General features: G+C 73.5%; 15 protein-coding genes and 1 pseudogene. 12 read left to right on the top strand and 4 right to left on the bottom strand.

Annotated features, from left to right (window positions below):
* Positions 1-2,686 (top strand): SDR family NAD(P)-dependent oxidoreductase (locus ACFP3R_RS27160; RefSeq protein ID WP_380639698.1); only part of this gene is annotated, 2,686 nt, incomplete at its 5' end.
* Positions 2,683-3,096, top strand: a complete 414-nt coding sequence (locus ACFP3R_RS27165; RefSeq protein WP_380639700.1) for an acyl-CoA thioesterase — start codon at positions 2,683-2,685, stop codon at positions 3,094-3,096. The genes ACFP3R_RS27160 and ACFP3R_RS27165, both read left to right, overlap by 4 nt.
* 69 nt (positions 3,097-3,165) lie before the next feature.
* Here ACFP3R_RS27165 and ACFP3R_RS27170 read toward each other — a convergent pair whose 3' ends face one another.
* The gene (locus ACFP3R_RS27170) at positions 3,166-3,816 is read right to left on the bottom strand and encodes a winged helix-turn-helix transcriptional regulator (RefSeq protein WP_380639702.1); all 651 of its coding nucleotides are present in this window, start codon (positions 3,814-3,816) and stop codon (positions 3,166-3,168) included.
* Positions 3,817-4,236: 420 nt separating this feature from the next.
* Between ACFP3R_RS27170 and ACFP3R_RS27175 the strand changes: the two genes are divergently transcribed.
* The 8 genes from ACFP3R_RS27175 to ACFP3R_RS27210 all read left to right on the top strand — a co-directional run bounded on the left by ACFP3R_RS27175 (position 4,237) and on the right by ACFP3R_RS27210 (position 10,414).
* Entirely contained in the window at positions 4,237-5,418 is a 1,182-nt protein-coding gene (locus ACFP3R_RS27175) for a hypothetical protein (protein WP_380639704.1), read from the top strand.
* Positions 5,419-5,669: 251 nt separating this feature from the next.
* Positions 5,670-6,065, top strand: a complete 396-nt coding sequence (locus ACFP3R_RS27180) for a DUF1428 family protein (protein WP_380639706.1) — start codon at positions 5,670-5,672, stop codon at positions 6,063-6,065.
* A 13-nt stretch (positions 6,066-6,078) separates the two neighbouring features.
* Entirely contained in the window at positions 6,079-6,504 is a 426-nt protein-coding gene (locus tag ACFP3R_RS27185) for a DUF1428 family protein (RefSeq protein ID WP_380639708.1), read from the top strand.
* Between the two features lie 12 nt (positions 6,505-6,516).
* Positions 6,517-7,803: an MFS transporter gene (locus ACFP3R_RS27190; RefSeq protein WP_380639709.1), complete on the top strand. Its 1,287-nt coding sequence runs from the start codon at positions 6,517-6,519 to the stop codon at positions 7,801-7,803.
* 82 nt (positions 7,804-7,885) lie between these two features.
* Entirely contained in the window at positions 7,886-8,395 is a 510-nt protein-coding gene (locus ACFP3R_RS27195) for an SRPBCC family protein (RefSeq protein ID WP_380639711.1), read from the top strand.
* 20 nt (positions 8,396-8,415) lie between these two features.
* Positions 8,416-8,883, top strand: a complete 468-nt coding sequence (locus ACFP3R_RS27200) for an SRPBCC family protein (RefSeq protein WP_380639713.1) — start codon at positions 8,416-8,418, stop codon at positions 8,881-8,883.
* Positions 8,884-8,904: 21 nt separating this feature from the next.
* On the top strand, positions 8,905-9,648 hold the full coding sequence (locus ACFP3R_RS27205; RefSeq protein ID WP_380639715.1) for an SDR family NAD(P)-dependent oxidoreductase: 744 nt from the start codon (positions 8,905-8,907) through the stop codon (positions 9,646-9,648).
* Between the two features lies 1 nt (position 9,649).
* Entirely contained in the window at positions 9,650-10,414 is a 765-nt protein-coding gene (locus ACFP3R_RS27210; protein ID WP_380639717.1) for a class I SAM-dependent DNA methyltransferase, read from the top strand.
* A 150-nt stretch (positions 10,415-10,564) separates the two neighbouring features.
* Here ACFP3R_RS27210 and ACFP3R_RS27215 read toward each other — a convergent pair whose 3' ends face one another.
* A complete protein-coding gene (locus ACFP3R_RS27215; protein WP_380639719.1) occupies positions 10,565-11,332 on the bottom strand; it encodes a thioesterase II family protein in 768 nt (255 codons plus the stop codon).
* 289 nt (positions 11,333-11,621) lie between these two features.
* Between ACFP3R_RS27215 and ACFP3R_RS27220 the strand changes: the two genes are divergently transcribed.
* Entirely contained in the window at positions 11,622-12,731 is a 1,110-nt protein-coding gene (locus tag ACFP3R_RS27220) for a ScyD/ScyE family protein (protein WP_380639721.1), read from the top strand.
* Between the two features lie 446 nt (positions 12,732-13,177).
* On the opposite strand, the gene ACFP3R_RS27225 is transcribed toward ACFP3R_RS27220, so the two are convergent.
* Positions 13,178-13,402, bottom strand: coding sequence for a hypothetical protein (locus tag ACFP3R_RS27225; protein ID WP_380639723.1), 225 nt, complete (start codon positions 13,400-13,402; stop codon positions 13,178-13,180).
* A 360-nt stretch (positions 13,403-13,762) separates the two neighbouring features.
* The gene (locus ACFP3R_RS27230; RefSeq protein WP_380639725.1) at positions 13,763-13,990 is read right to left on the bottom strand and encodes a cellulose binding domain-containing protein; all 228 of its coding nucleotides are present in this window, start codon (positions 13,988-13,990) and stop codon (positions 13,763-13,765) included.
* A 106-nt stretch (positions 13,991-14,096) separates the two neighbouring features.
* On the opposite strand from ACFP3R_RS27230, the pseudogene ACFP3R_RS27235 reads away from it, so the two are divergent.
* Positions 14,097-14,348, top strand: a pseudogene (locus ACFP3R_RS27235) (acyl-CoA dehydrogenase family protein); the annotation flags it as partial.
* Positions 14,349-14,731: the final 383 nt, after the last annotated feature.

Here is a 14,731-nt window from a genome sequence, read left to right on the forward strand (position 1 = left end):
GGCGTTCGTGCCCGCCGCGGCGCGCTGGCCGGTCGAGGTGCAGGCCGCGCTGACCGCCGCCGAGCCCGCGCCCGACGCGCCCGCGCCGGCCGGCGTGGCGGACTGGGTGCGGGCGTTCGCCACGACCTGGGAGCCGTTCGCGGGCGGCTCCGCCCCGGCGGTGCGCTGGTCGGTCCGCGCGCCCGCCGGGCACTGGCTGCACGAGCTGCCCGCCGCCGGCGGCGCGGCGGGGCTGGCGGTGCTGCTGAGCGCCGAGGACGGCCCGGACGAGGTCGCGGCGGTGCTCCGCGAGGTGGCGGGCTCCGCGCCCGCGCACCTGCTGGTGGTGCACGCGGGCCACCCGGCCGCCGCCGCCGTGGCGCGCAGCGCCGTGGCCGAGCTGCGCTGCGCCGCGGTGGTGGTGGACGTGCCGGAGGAGGCGCACCGGCTCGACCCGGCGGTGCTCGCCGACGCCGTGGGCAGCCGCTACCTGGAGCTGCGCGTGACCGGCGACGGGGTGGAGCGGGCGGGTACCGCGGTGGTCGCCCTTGGCGCCGGTGGGGAGCGCGCGGCCGGGCCCGACCTCCACCTGCGCCCCGGCGAGGTGTGCCTGGTGACCGGCGGCGTGCGCGGCATCACCGCGTACTGCGCCGCGGACCTGGCCGAGCGGACCGGCGCGGTGCTGGTGCTCACCGGCCGCTCCGACCCCGACGACCCGGCGGTGCTCGCCGCGCTGGCCGACCTGCGCGCCCGGGTGACCGCGCACTACGTGCGCTGCGACCTGGGCGATCCCGCGCAGGTCCGCGCCGCGGTCGCCGCCGCCCGCGGGCACGGCCCGCTCCGCGGCCTGCTGCACGGCGCGGCGGTCAACGAACCGCGCCGCCTGGCCGAGGTGGGCGCGACGACCCTGCGGGCCGCGCTGGCGCCCAAGGTCACCGGCCTGCGCGCGCTGCTCGACGAGGCGGGCGACGACCTGGCGCTGCTGGTCGGCTTCGGCTCGATCATCGGCCGGCAGGGGCTGGAGGGCCAGGCCGAGTACTGCGTGGCCAACGACTGGCTGCGCGTGGACGTCGAGGCGTGGGCGGCGGCCAACCCGGGTCGCCGGGCCCACGTGGTCGAGTGGTCGGTCTGGTCGGGCATCGGCATGGGCGTCCGCCTGGACGTGCTGGACGGCCTGCGCCGCCGCGGCGTCGAGCCGATCGGCCCGCGCACCGGCACCGCGGCCCTGGTCGACGTGCTCGCCGCGCCCACCGCGCCGGTGACGGTGCTGGTCTCCTCGCGCTTCCCGTCGGGGCCGGTGCTGGACCCGGCCGGGCCCGCCGTGCCGTGGCTGCGCTTCGACGAGCACCGCCTCACCCGCACCGCCGGGGTGGAGGCCGTGGTGGACGCGGCCGTCGGCACCGGCACCGACCCCTACCTGGCCGAGCACCGGGTAGCCGGGTCGCCCGTGCTGCCCGCCGTGGTCGGCCTGGAGGCCATGGCGCAGGCCGCGCTGGTGGCCGGCGGCGCGCCCGACGGGCCGTGGGAGATGTCCGACGTGCGGTTCCGGGAGCCGGTCGTGGTGGACGACGCCCGCGGCGCCGTGCTGAGGCTGGCGGCCCTCGTGGAGGCCGGCCGCACCCGCGTGGTGCTGCGCCAGGACACCGACCGGTTCGGCCACGACCGCTTCCTGGCCACCGCGGGACCGGCCGCGCCGCCACCCGACCCCCGACCGGCGCAGGCGCCGCCCGAGCCCGGTGGGGACCCCCACCCTTGGTACGACCACCTGCTGTTCCACCGGGGCAGGTTCCGCCGGTTGCTGCGGCACGACGTGCTGTCGGCGTTCCGGCTGGAGGCGTGGGTCACCGCCGACGACGCGGCGGGGTGGTTCTCGGCGTTCCACTCCGCCCGGCTGCTGCTGGGCGACCCCGGCGCGCACGACGCCACCCTGCACGCCCTGCTGGCGTGCGTGCCGCACCGCCGGGCGCTGCCGGTGGGCGTGGACCGGGTGTCGTTCTGGCGGCGGCCCGACGGCCCGCTGCGGGTGCGCGCCCGCGAGACCGCGCACACGGCCGACGACTACGTGTTCGACGTGGACCTCACCGCGCCGGACGGCGCGGCGGTGGCGCGCTGGTCGGGGCTGCGGCTGCGGGCCGTGGGCCCGCTGCCCTGGCCCGACGGGATGCCGCGCGAGCTGGTCGGCCCGTGGCTGTCGCGGCGGCTGATCGAGTGCGACCTCGCCGACGGGGTCGAGCTGGTCACCGCCGACGGTCCGAGCACGGTCGCGGCGGCGGCCGTCACCGGCGCGCGGACCTGGCACGACCAGGCGGGCGCGTTGCGCGTGGCGGGCCGCGAGGCGAGCGCGAGCCGCACCGGCGACGGGGGCCGGTTGCTGCTGGCGCTGGCCGACCGGCCGGTGGGCGTGGACTGGCAGGAGGTGCCCGCCGGGCCGCTCCCGCTGCACGACGACGACCTGCGCGCGGCGGGGCTGCTGGCCGACAAGCTCGGCGAGGACGCCGCGACCGCCGCCACCCGCGTGTGGGCGGCCCGCGAGGCGCTGCTCAAGCTCGGCGCGGCGGCGCGCACCCCGCTGCGGGTCGACCACGCCACCGAGGACGGCCTGGCCGTGGCGCGGGCGGGTGACGCGGTGGTGGTCACCGCGTCGGTGAGGGTCCTCGGCGCGGGCGGTCCCACCGCCGTCGCCGTGGCGCTGGGGGAGGGGCGATGAGTTCTTACGCGCACCGGCACGTGGTCACGCTGGACGAGACCAACCTGGTCGGCAACGTCTACTTCGCGCACTACCTGCACTGGCAGGGCCACTGCCGCGAGCGCTTCCTGGCCGACCACGCGCCCGGTGTGCTCGAGGAACTGGCGGGCGGCGACCTCGCGCTGGTGACGGTGTCGTGCTCGATGGACTACTACGCCGAGTGCTTCGCGCTGGACACGGTGGACGTGGCCATGTCCCTGCGCGGCACCGGCGGCAACCGGATCGCCATGGGCTTCGACTTCCACCGGGCGGGCGCGCTCGTGGCCAAGGGCTCCCAGACCGTCGCCTGCATGCGCCGCGCCGGTTCCGGTGTCGTGCCCACGGCGGTGCCCGACGAGCTGGCGCGGGCCCTGCGCGCCTTCGACGACTGACCGCACGGGACGACCGCCCCGGCGCCGGCGGGTCCGGCGCCGGGGCGGTCGCGCTCCACCACTGAGGGTTCAGGAGAGCCCGAGCATCCGCACGCAGCAGTGGATCGCCCGCTGGTCCCCCTCGACCCTGATGCGGCCGGCGGCCATCGCCTGGAACGGGGTCAGCATCTGCGCGCCGATGCGCACGAACGTGTCGGGGTCGCTGGTGACGACCAGGTCCGCGGCGGGGTCGCCGCCGCGGGCGAAGGACACCTCGCCGCCGCGCACGCGGACGACGAACACCGGCTCGCCGATGCGGAACTCGTAGGTCTGGTCCTCGTCGGGCACCGCGTCCGGGCGGACCATCGCCTGCACCGCGAGGAAGCCCCACTCGCCGCGCACCACGCCGGCACCGTCCTCGTCGGACAGGAACGACATGCCCCACCGGGCCAGCTCCAGCACGGGCCCGCACAACCGCCGCCCCAGCTCGGTCAGCCGGTACTGCCTGCCCCTGGCGTCGCCGCGCACGGGGAGCTGCTCGACCACCCCGTGCTCGCCCAGGACGCGCAGCCGTTCGGCGAGCAGGTTCGGGCCGATGCCCGGCAGGTTGTCCATGATCTCGGTGAACCGGACGCCGTCGATCAGCAGCTCGCGGATGACGAGCAGCGTCCAGCGCTCGCCGATCACGTTGAGCGCGCCGGCGAGGCCGCAGAACTGGCCGTAGTCCCGCTTGATCGCCATGACGCCTCCCCGGTTGATTTCGGCCAAAGCATAGCGCAGTACCAGTTAAGAAACACTTACCTATATGGAGGTATTGCGATGGCCGTCCGATACCGACCGGCCTTGCCGCCGCCCTTGCCCGCGGATGTCGGGCAACGGTGCCGACCGGTTTCCGCCTCGCTGCGGCGGTGTCGGTGAAGTCCATTGTGGACTTGTGAGGCTTCGTCGCACAAATCCCGCCTATCGAGCTGTCTGCCGGTTTTCCGGTCGCCGACCGCGCGGCAAGCCGTCCGTTGCGGTATTCGGGCCAGTGCCGGTCAACTCTCGGTCAACTCTCGCTCAGGATTCACCGGTCGAGCGTGCCGCCGCTCTTGTCGACACCGGAAAGCCGTTCAACACTGGCTATGCGATTCCATAGTGAACCCTTGAAGGGATCATGAAATGATCAACGAAACGACGAGGACGACCTCGACACCGATCGGCATCGCCGCGCACGTGTCGAGCACCGAGCGGTTCCACGACCCGGTCGAGCACCTGGACTTCGCGCGGCCGATGGCGGAGAACTACCTGCCCTACGACTCCCGCTCGGAAGCCGAGCTGCGCACCGCGGCGTTCGAGAAGGAGACGGCCCTGGAGCGCGAGCGGGCGCTGTGGGAGCTGGCCGACCGCCAGGGCGCCGGCGCCCTGCCCGCCATCCGGGACTACGTGGACCGGGAGCCCGACGGCCTGGCCCGCTCCGGCGCGCTGTGGCTGGGCCTGAAGTCCGCGGGCGCCCAGTCCGCCGGGCTGCTGGAGTCGCACCGGGACGACGACGACCCCGAGGTCGCCGACTGGGCCCGCGTGCTGTACGCCGACGCCACCGCCACCGCCCCGAACCGGGTCTACGGCGTGGCCGAGGTCGAGGAGACCGGGAACTTCGACCAGACCGTTCCGCTGATCATCAGCGGCTACACCACGGTCGTGTTCCCCGAGCTGGGCGCCGTGCGCGTCGTGCTGTCCCCGAAGTGGTTCGACTCGATCATGGGCCGGGTGCTGGCGTCCACCAACGTCCGCAACTTCCAGACCGACCTGACGATCGAGAAGATGCTGGAGGGCCTGCACGACGACGGCACCCCGCACTACGAGATCTACCCGTTCCGGGGCTTCTCCGTCGAGTACGACAAGAAGTACTGGGAGCACAACTACCTGTCCCAGACCCTGCGCGACTTCTACCCCAGCGGTGTCGTCGAGCAGGGCGAGGCCGTGCAGGTGCCGATCTCGCTGGAGCGCATCGCGTTCACCGAGCTCGCGCCGAAGGGCACCGCGGAGATCCTGGGCCAGGGCGAGCGCGCCGACCGCATCCGCGAGGCCGACTTCGGCTTCGTGCAGAGCGTGCGCGGCCGGTACTTCGGCTGGGCCGCGGTCAACCTCCAGGCCGCCGTCGAGGCCGGTCGCGTCACGGCCGGCCACGTGCAGCTGTCGAACCCGACGGACCCGGTGTCGGGCCCGATGACCAACGCCAAGCTGTTCGGCACCTTCCGCGGCAAGAGCGGCGACTACCTGGGCAAGGGTCACATGACCCTCAACCACGTCAAGTGCCACGGCAAGGCCGACGGCACGACCGACGTCGTCGGCGGGCGCTGACCCCGGGGGAGGCACGATGGCGCGAACCGCGCGGTCGGTGGTCGCAGAGGGTGGCGATCACCGACCGCGCGGAGCACAGGCGGGCGGTGCACACCGCCCGCCTGTTCGGCGTGTCCGCGGAACCGTGTTTTCTTCATGGTCGTCGACTCGGATTCTCAGGTCGTCATTCGTGGTCTGCTCACTGTCCGTGAGTACCGGGCTCTGCGAACTTTGGTGGCACGAGCACGCCACACCGCAGACGGGAGAGTCCCATGTACCAGGAGCTGTTCGTCTACCGCGTCCCGGAGAACCGCGCCGACGACTTCGAGCGCGTGGTCGGCCAGGCCATCGAGGTGTTCCGCCGGCACGGCGCCCTCGGGGGCGAGCTGGTGCGCGTCACCGACGACACGGACAAGTTCGGCTGCCGGTCGATGGGCAACGCCCTCGGCATCGGCGGCGACGAGGTGCTGTACGTGGAGGTCTCCTACTTCCACGACAAGGCGCACCACGAGCGCGTGTCCGCGTCCACCGACGCCGACCCGGAGGTCGTGGACCTGTTCGAGGTGCTGGTCAAGACCGTGGACATCCAGCACGTCGCCCGGTCCGAGTTCTCCTCCGCCGTCCGCAGCGTGGACCACGCCGCCATGGCCGCCCACGCCTCGATCTGATCCCGGGGCACCGATGTACGTCATCTGGTTCCTGCACCGCGTGCCCAGGGCGCGCGAGGAGGAGTTCCGGACGGTGGTGCACCGGGCGATCGAGGTGTTCCGCCGGCACGGGGCGATCGGCGGCACCGTGTTCGAGATGGCCGACCCGACGGCCAAGTACGGGTGCTCCGACATCGAGTCCTCGGTCGACGTCGCCGCCGACGAGGTCCTGTACGCCGAACTGGCCTACTTCCACGACCGGGCCCACTACGACGAGGTCATGCCCCGCGTGGACGCCGACCCCGAGTTGATGGTGCTCTACCACGAGCTCGTCCGGACCGTCGACATCGGACGGGTCGTGCGGGCCGAGTTCAGCACCCTGTTCGACCTGTTCAACGAAGCGGAGCACGAGCGGTACCTCGCCGAGCCCCGCACCCACTGGGCCCCGGCGCCCGCCTAGGAGGAGATGACGGTGTCAACCGGTATGGACGAGAGGACCTCGGGCGGGGGTGGCACCGCTCCGACGTGGAGCCCGCGCGCGGCGTCCTGGCTGTCGGGGACGCAGTTCTTCGTCTTCGGCATCGCGATCGGCATCATGACGGTCGTCTGGGCGAAGGTCGTGACCGCCCTGAACCTCACCGACGGGGTGTTCGGCACCGCCCACCTGACGCTGCCCGTCGTGGGTCTGGTGACGTTGCTGTCGGCGAAGCGGCTGTACCGGCACTTCGACCACCGCGCGCTGGGCATCGCCGGCCAGGCCGCCATGATCGGGATGCTCCTCACCCTCGCGATCAGCACCAGCCTGCTCGGCCTCGTGGTCGCCTTCGTGCTGGCCGGTCTCGCCTCGGCGCTGATCGACACGGCGACCAACAGCGTGTTCATGGAGATCGAGAACCACGGCGGGCGCGACGTCATGAACGTCATGTACGCCATCAACAGCGGCGGCACCGTGATCAGCGCGCTCGGCGCGGGCGCGCTGATCAGCGCCGGCGTCGACTACCGGTGGGTGGTCACCGGCTGCGCGGTGCTGCTGCTGCCGGTCCTCGTGGCGTCGTTCCTGATCGCCTACCCGCCCGTCGACCGCGGCGCGGCGGCCGAGGAGGACCAGGGCGAGCAGGTCGGCACGAGGGTGCTGATGCGCAACCGGCTGTTCCGGATCGTGTTCATCATGACCGTCCTGGCCATCGCGGTGGAGAGCATCGTGCAGGTCTGGTCGGTCATCTACGTCGACCAGCTCCTCGACGCGCCCATCGTCGTGGGCGGCGCCGCGTTCGCGCTCTTCAGCCTCATGATGATGATCGGCAGGCTGATCAACGCGTGGATGGTGCGCAGGCTCGGCGTGCGCAGGTCGTTCCTCATCTCGGGCGGGGGCACCGCGGTGTCCGGTGTCGTCCTGGTCGTGGCACCGTCGGTGGCGCTGTCGGTGTTCGCGTTCGTCCTCATGGGCATCGCGATCGCCGGCGTCCAGCCCACCTGCCTGAGCGCGTCGGCCCGCGTGGCGCCCAGCCACACCGGCCTGGTCGCGGCCGCGATGATGCTGCCCGCGTACGGCGCGTTCATCGCCACCCCGACCGTCTACGGCTGGCTGGCCGACCTGACCAGCCTCAACACCGCGATGGTCCTGGTGCTGCTGAGCGGCCTGGGCATCGGCCTGCTGGCGCTGGACCGCGCGGTCGGCGAGGCCGACCGGGCACCCGAGCCCGACGGGGAACCCGCCACCGAACCCGCGACGCCCACCCCGGCGTCCGGCACCGCCTAGCGGTGCGCTCCTCCGGTCCCCTCCGAAAACGACGCACCAACCGATCGCGCCCGGCGCGATCACCGGAAGGAGAGAGCTCGTCATGAGCGAAACGACGACCACCCTGCTCGGGCAGGCGTCCCGGACCAGGCGCGAGGCGCGCCTGGAGCGGGTGCTGCCGGGCACCCCCGACGCCGTCTGGGCCGCCTGGACCGACCCGGCGCTGCTGCCGTCCTGGTTCGGCCCGGTGCTGGCCGGCGTCCCGGGCCCCGACCAGGAGTACGTGCTGGAGGGTCGGGGCGACCACGGCGACACGATCACCTGCCGCGTCCTGCGGTGGCGCGAGCCGGAGCTGCTGGAGCACACGTGGCGCTACATCGGCGAGTCCGCCGACTCGGTGCTGCGGGTGGAGATCAGCCCCGCCGGCGACGGCACCCTGCTGCGGTTGCGGCACGGCGACCTGCCGCCGGAGGTCGACCCGGCCGACTACTGCGCCGGCTGGCACATGTACACCGACGCGATGGAGGCGCGGCTCCAGGGCCGCGAGCCCGTGGCCGACTCCGACGCCCGGTGGCTGGAGCTGCTGCCCGCCTACTCCGCAGCGGCCGAGTGAGCACCGGGGAGAACGCGATCATGAGCACCTCGGGCACCTTCTCGGCGGAACCGGCCGTGGTCGTGCCGGACATCCTGCACTCCACCAAGGTCCGCGCCGCACCGGCGGCGGTCTTCGAGCTGCTGTCCAGCGGCGCCGGCTGGGACAGGTGGTTCACCGACGGGTCGAGCTTCGAGCCCAGGGTGGGCAGTCCCGTGCACCTGGTCTGGAAGGGCTGGACCGACGACGGGTCGGCGATGACCGACGAGGGCGAGGTCGTGGCGTGCGACCCGGGTGAGCGCTTCGCGTTCACCTGGGGCTCCCCGCCCTCGCTGGTCACCTTCACCACCGCGCCGCACGCCGAGGGCACGTGGCTCCAGGTGGTGGAGACCGACCTGCCGCAGACCGAGGCGGGGCTGCGGCGCTTCGCCGAGTGCGCCACGGGCTGGGGCGAGGCCCTGACCCTGGTGCGCTGCTACGCGGAGCACGGCATCCGACTGTCCACCTAGAACACCACGGAGGGGTTTGCGATGAACGGACACACCGGGCGGCGTCGGGTCGCCCTGGTCACGGGCGCGAGCACCGGGCTGGGGGAGACCCTGGCCGGGTTCCTGGCCGAACGGGGCTGGGCCGTGGTGCTGACCGCGCGGACGGCGGACGACCTCGACGTCGTCGCCGAGCGGCTGCGCGGTAGCGGCGCCGAGGTCGTGGCGCTGCCCGGTGATGTCGGCGACCCCGGGCACCGGGAGCGCCTGGTCGCCGCCGCGGCCGGCCTGGGTGGCCTGGACTGGCTGGTCAACAACGCCTCCGTGATGGGGGTCAGCCCGATCCGGCCGCTGCTGGACCACCCGCTGGACTCGTTCGACCTGGTGCTGCGCACCAACGTCACGGCGCCGGTGGCGCTGGCCCAACTGGCGGTGCCGCTGCTGGTCGAGTCCGGCGGCCTGGTGGTGAACCTGTCCAGCGAGGCCGCGGTGGAGGTGTTCCCGTGCGCGGGCATCTACGGCGCCAGCAAGGCGGCGCTGGACCAGGCTTCGCGCATCATGGCGGCGGAGATCGCCGACAGCGGCGCGGGCGTGGTGTTCGTCGACCCGGGCGGCATCCGCACCCGCGGCTACGAGCAGGCCGAACCGGGTTTCGACCTGTCCGGCGTGCCGTACCCGGACGTGACGCTGCCGTTCTGGACCTGGCTGCTGGACCGGAAGGCGGTCGAGGTCAACGGCTGCCGCTACCTGGCGCAGCAGTCGGGCTGGACCGTCGCCGAGGCGGTCTGACGTGGCTCGCGGACCGGTTGCCGCGAAGCCGCCGTACGGCGGGATCGCGGGCGTGTACGACCGGTGGATGGCGGCGGACCGCATCCCCTACGAGGAGTGGTTCGCCTTCACCTCCCGGCGGTTCGCCGAGGCGGGCCGCGAGGTCCGCTCGGTGGTGGACATCTGCTGCGGCACCGGCGTGACCGTGCGGCGGTTGCAGGAGCAGGGGTTCGGGGTGACCGGGGTGGACGCGTCGCCGGAGATGCTCGACATCGCCCGGCGACGCGCCGCACCCGGTACGGAGCTGGTCGAGCTGGTGCTCCCCGACGAGCGGCTGGCCCGGCTGGGCCGGTTCGACGCGGCCCTGATGTGCTTCGACGGCGCGAACTACCTCACCGGCGAGGACGCGCTGGCCAGGACGCTGGGCCACATCGCGACGGCCCTGGAGCCCGGCGGGGTCGTGGTGTTCGACCTGAGCACCCGGCTGAGCTTCGAGGCCATCGCGGCGATGGGCGGGTTCGGCGAGCGGTTCGACGACTTCGGCTACACCTGGGACACCCGCCACGAGCCCGGGTCGGCGCACTACGAGTACCTGGTGACCCTGACCGACCCGGACGGTCGCGAGGTGGCGCGAGAACGCCACCAGCAGCGGTGGTTCGACCGGGACGAGGTGGAGGCGGCGCTGACCGCGGCGGGCTTCACCGGGGTCGCCGTCCACGACAACTACGGCGAGCAGGCCGCGGGACCGCGCACGAGGCGCGACACCTGGAGTGCTCGCCTTCCCTGAGCGGTGGCGGCAGTGCTTCCGCCGTCGCCGGCTCCGATGCCCCGCCCGCCAGGACCGGACGGGGCATCGAGCCGCGCCCACGGCCTCGCGCGCCCACCGCCTCTCACGCCCACGGCTTCACACCCTCACCGCCTCACAACCCCCACCGCCTCACACCCCCACCGCCCGGCGCGGCCGGGTGAGCGCGCCGGCCAGCGCCCGCTGCACCGCCGGCGTGTCCTCGCGCAGGTAGAAGTGCCCGCCGGGGAACAGCCGAACGTCCACCGGCTCGGTGGTGTGAGCCCCCCACGCGCGCAGCTCGGCCTCGGAGATCCCGTCGTCACGGCCCGCGAACACGGTCAGCGGCACGGGCACCGGCGGACCGGGCCGCCACGCGTAGGTCTCCAGCACGCGGTAGTCGGCGCGCAGCGCGTTGGCCGTCAGCGCGCGCAGCGCGGGGCTGGCCAGCACCTCGGGCGGCAGGCCGCCGTGGCGGCGCGCCACCTCCGTCACCAGTTCCTGGGTGGGCAGGTCGTGCACCGGGGCCGTCACCCGCACCCGCGAGGGCGCGGGGAACGCCGACACCACGACGTGCCCCGGCGGTGCCTCGCCCGCCTCCCACAGCACCCGGCTCACCTCGTGCGCCACCAGCGCGCCCAGGCTGTGGCCGAAGAACGCGTACGGACCGGTGACGCCGAACGGCACGGCCCGCACCAGCGCGGCCACCAGCGAGTCCAGGTCGGTCAGCGGCGGTTCGGCAGGCCGGGCGCCGCGGCCGGGCAGGTGCACGGCGTGCACCTCGAACCCGGGCAGCGCGGCACCCCACCGCGCGTACTCGGCGGCCGAACCGCCGCCGTGCGGGAAGCAGTACAGCCGGGGCGCGCCCGGCCTGGCCTGGCCGGGCACCAGCCACCGCGACCGGTCGGCAGGCAGGCGCACCAGGTCACCTCCACCGGGTGCACCCCCACCGGCCGGGTCCCACGACGTGGCTGCTCCGGACACGCAGCCTCCTCGGATCGGGATGACTCAACTATTCACCAGCGAGGTGGGGGAATGGCTCAGCTTTCGGTCAACCGACTGACCAGCAAAAACTCTGTGGTCGAAGCTTTTCAAGTGGGATTTCGTGCGGTGGCGAGGCGGGCGTGAATTGACCATGGATACTGCAACTGATAGCAAATTGGCACCGCAGTGGACCGATCTGGACCTATGTGGACTATGAGGAGGTGCCATGTTCCAACGCGCAACCGTGCTGACCGCAGCCGCCGCGCTGCTCGTGCCGGTCGTCGTGGCCGCGGTGCCCGCGAGCGCCGCGGGTGACCGGCACGGGCCCGGCCGGACGGCCGTCGAAGTGGTCGCGAGCGGCTTGGACACACCACGAGGGCTCACCTGGGACGCCTGGGGCAACCGGGTGCTCGTCACCGAGGCGGGGCGCGGCGGCCCCGCGCCGTGCGCGCCCGGGGTGGGCGACTACCCGGCGTGCTTCGGCCTCACCGGTGCCGTCACCGCGTACTCGCCGCGCTCCGGCCGCGCCACCCGCATCGCCGAGGGCCTGCCGTCGGTCATCAACGAGTTCTCCGTGCTGGGCCTGCACGACGTGGCCGTGGACCGAGGCCGCGTCCTGGTGGTGTTCGGCCTGGGCGGGCGCATGTCCACCCGGGACGGCCTGGGTGCCGGGGCCCGCGGCCTCGGGCAGACCGGCGTCGTCACGCCCGGCGGCGACCTCGTGCCGCGCGGCGACCTGCTGGCGTTCGAGCAGACCCACAACCCGCACAAGGCCGACGTCAACACCAACGCCTACGGGATCGTCCCCGTGCCCGGTGGCGCGCTGGTGGCGGAGGCGGGCGGCAACAACATCCTGTTCGCGGGCGACGACGGCACCGTCCGCATGGTCGCCCTGCTGCCCGACCAGGTCATCGGCGACACCGTGGTGGAGTCCGTGCCCAGCGCCATCACCCGAGGCCCCGACGGCGCGTTCTACATCAGCGAGTACAGCGGCGAACCGACCCGCATCGGCGCGGCCAGGGTCTGGCGACTCGTCCCCGGGCGCACGCCCACCGTCGTGGCGCGGGGGTTCACCGGCATCATCGACATGACCTTCGACAACCGGGGCAGGATGCTCATCCTGGAACTGGCCGAGAAGGGCTTCGACTCGCCGGACCGCACGGGCCGCCTGATCCGAGTCGAGCGCGACGGCACCAGAACCGTCCTGGCCCGCGAGGGCCTGGAGCACCCGGGCGGCGTGGCGGTCGCACCCAACGGCGACATCTACCTCACCAACCGCACCACCGGCATGGGCGACAACTCGGGGCAGCTGCTGCGCCTGCGCGCCACCCGCTGACCGCGGTGGGCGTCTGCCTCCCCCAGCACGACACCGAGCGTGCTGCGCGACCAGCGCCCACCCGCACACCCCGAAGCGGGGCGCCGCACCGGCGCCCCGTTTTCACGCGAGCCCGGGTCGGCGGGGTCGCGGTACCGGCGCTGCGCACCACCACAAGAGTGACCGCTACGCACGGCCCGGCCCTCATCGGCAGCGGCTGGTCGACGGTGAGCTACCCGCCGACCGCCGGCCGGGGCCGGTTCGGCGCCACCGCGAGCACCGCGGTCGACCTGGGGCCGGCTGCAACGCGATCCGCCTGGCGAAGGGCTTTCCCCACGTCGCCGGTGGCACCGGGTACGCGGAACCGGACCGCGTCCGGCTCGTCTGAAGCGGACGTGCTCCCTGCCCGACCGCCCCGTGTCCCGGTGGCGGACGCCGTCCGCCACCGGGACACGGGGCGTGAGCGCCTACTTGGCGGCGGACTCCAGGTCGACCAGCGCGGCGGCGAGCGTGAAGTACTTGCTGGTGCCCAGGTCGCGGACGGTCTTGATCCCGAAGGCCGCGTCGAGCTTCTCCGCGTCGGCCTCGCTGACGCCGGCCAGCGCGGCGACGGGCGCGTCGAGGACCTCGGACACGGTCAGACCCTCATAAGCCTTGTCCAACTGCGAGTCCAGGTTGACCGAAACAGCCACGGGTGACATCCCTTCACGGGCGGTGTGGATCATGACTTTGTCACCCTATCGGGTATTTGCCCGATAGGGTGACGCGGCGTGGCCTACGGGCACGATCAGCGGCAACCGCGGCGACCGGTGCGGCGTTGAGCAGACCGCGGGGCAACCGCGGGATCGCCGGGGTCCGCGCGGATCGGTCCCGGTGTCGGGAGGAGCCGGGTACGGTCCGCCCGCTGCTCGTGCCGCCCGGCCCACCGCGTCGAGACCGGCAGCCGACCGTCGTGGACAGGCCCGGTGCGGGGCGCTGTCGTCGCGTGGTGCGCTCCCGACCCGTCGGTCACCGCTGCGGAGCCGGTCAGGCGGGTCGGGAGCGCACGGGGGTCAGGACGCGGTGCAGCTGAGGACGGGGGTTCCGGCGGTGCCGGAGGCGACGAAGCCGAAGGTGCCGGAGGCCCCGGCGGCGAGTAAGCCGTTGTAGGCCGCGTTGCGGGCGCTGACCGAGGTCCCGTTCGAGGTCGTGGTGGCGCCCCAGATCGAGTTGATCCGCTCACCGTTGGTGAAGGACCAGGTGACCGCCCAGCCGGTGATGGCGGTGGACCCGGCGGTCACGCGCACCTCGGCCTGGAAGCCGCCGGACCACTGGGAGGTGGTGCGGAAGGTGGCCGAGCAGCCCCGGGACGGGACCTCGGTGGACGTGGTCGTCGTGCTGGTCGTCGTGGTCGTGCTGGTCGCCGCCGCCAAGCAGCGCGCGATCGACACCGGCCTGGAGATCGGCACCCGGGTCTTCGACGTCACCGGCGCCCGCGCCACCGCCACCGCCACCGCCACCGCCACCAGCGTCGGCCTGGACATCTTCTGGCGCGACATCCGCACCCACAGCCTCTACGACCCCACCGCCCACAAACGCGCCGAGGTCGGCCGCTACGCACTGCTCGGCGAAATCCCGCAACCCACCTGGTACGCCTGACCGGTGACCGCCGAGCTGCCGGCCACCGCGGTGGTGAGCCCGGTTGTGGCGGCTTCGGGCTCGTCGAACCGGAACCGCGCCGGACCTGCCGATCGACGACCCGGCCGCGGGGTTCGCCGAGTTCACGCGAACCGCGGTCGACGCCGTGGGCCACCTCCGGGCGGCGAGCCCGCGCCGGCGAACCGATGACCGTGCGGTGCCGGCGCGGGTGCGTCGCCACGTCGCGTCCTGCCAGGCACGGGCCGGGACCGCGATCGAGCGGGCCGGTTCGGTGTCGGCGGGCAGCCGCCGGTGCGCAGGATGTCGGCCGGCACCACGGCGTCGACGTGGTCGGACTTCCCACCCGGGGTCGAATGGTGTTCCCGGTAGTGGGTCACGGCCAT

The organism is Saccharothrix lopnurensis, assembly GCF_042658445.1.
GTDB lineage: Bacteria > Actinomycetota > Actinomycetes > Mycobacteriales > Pseudonocardiaceae > Actinosynnema > Actinosynnema lopnurensis.